Annotated in this window: 3 protein-coding genes; all 3 read left to right on the forward strand. The window is 63.8% G+C overall.

The genetic code is table 11. The annotated features are described in order from the left end of the window. Positions 1-441, forward strand: a 441-nt coding sequence (locus tag ACWGPE_RS19085; RefSeq protein ID WP_452049327.1) for a hypothetical protein, incomplete at its 5' end; no start/stop codon positions are given. A 22-nt stretch (positions 442-463) separates the two neighbouring features. Beyond that, positions 464-892 carry a hypothetical protein gene (locus tag ACWGPE_RS19090; protein ID WP_452049328.1) on the forward strand — a complete coding sequence of 143 codons (429 nt, stop codon included), beginning with the start codon at positions 464-466 and terminating at the stop codon, positions 890-892. Between the two features lie 9 nt (positions 893-901). Continuing rightward, positions 902-1,157 (forward strand): hypothetical protein (locus ACWGPE_RS19095; protein WP_452049329.1); only part of this gene is annotated, 256 nt, incomplete at its 3' end.

Genomic DNA, 1,157 nt, shown 5'->3' on the forward strand with positions numbered 1-1,157 from the left:
CTCAACAGCCTGGGCTGGGCGCTGGACCTGGTGGCCAACCACACCCTGATCAACCGCGTGCTGATGGTCGGCTGGGGCAACATGTTCGACGCCGGCTACTTCTGGCACTACAACGAACTGTGGGTCGGCGGTTCGGCCGGACCGGGTGAGAAGTCGATGGTCTTCGGCATGATCATCACGGTCTTCGCGATGCGTTGCGCCGCCGCCATCGGATTCCTGCAGATGAAGCGCTGGGGCCACCAGTGGATGATCGTCACCTGCTGGATGGGCGTGCTCATCTGGTGCGTCTACGTCTTCAACATGACGATGTTCGCCGACGTCCGCTACGCCGGGGTGATCTTCCCGGTGATCGGCTGGTGGCTCTACGACATCTTCTACATCACCCCGTTCCTGGCGATCCCGTACCTGCACACGGTCAACCGCGAAATCTTCTCCGACTGAACAACTTCGAAAGGAGCGCATTGTGTCGAGCCCCGCAGAAAGCACTGAGACAGAACAAGACCCGGCCCAGGATCTACCGCCGGGCACCACCCCGTACTACGCGAACATGCACAAATGGATCAAGCGGGCCGTGCTGGTGTGCCTGGTCGCCCTGGTCGTCGAAGGCGCGTTCACGTTGCCGTTCATGGCCGTCTACTACGGCTACCCGACCCTGAGCATGACCGAGATCTGCAGCGAACTGCTCAAGGTCCGCTACTCCGACGACACGCTCGAGTGCAAGCACCCGTACCCGATGTTCGGTCCTCCGGAGGGCGCGGAGGGCAAGGACACCGCCCGCGACGAGTGGGGTATCCAGCCCACGCCGAAGTACGACCGGTTGGGCTTCCGCGAACTGGTGCGCCGTCACGAGGAACGCCTGGCCCGCCAGGCTCAAGAACAGCAGCCAAGGTAGGGACCGGCCGTGCCCAAATCGCCTGAAGAGCATGCCCGCAACTGGGACCTGCGCCACGAGGACTTCAACGACCACGACCTGCTCTACGAGGTGTATTCGGTGATGCGCCGGCGGGCACCGATCGCGCACACCGAGTCACCGTTCTTCCCGACCGACGGCGCCTGGGTCGCGGTGGGCTACGACGAGTGCTACCAGATCGCGCAGGACTGGCAGCACTTCTCCAGCAACCCGACCCCCGAGGGTGCCCTGCAGGCCGGCGGTGATC

This window comes from Agromyces sp. NPDC055658, from assembly GCF_053618155.1.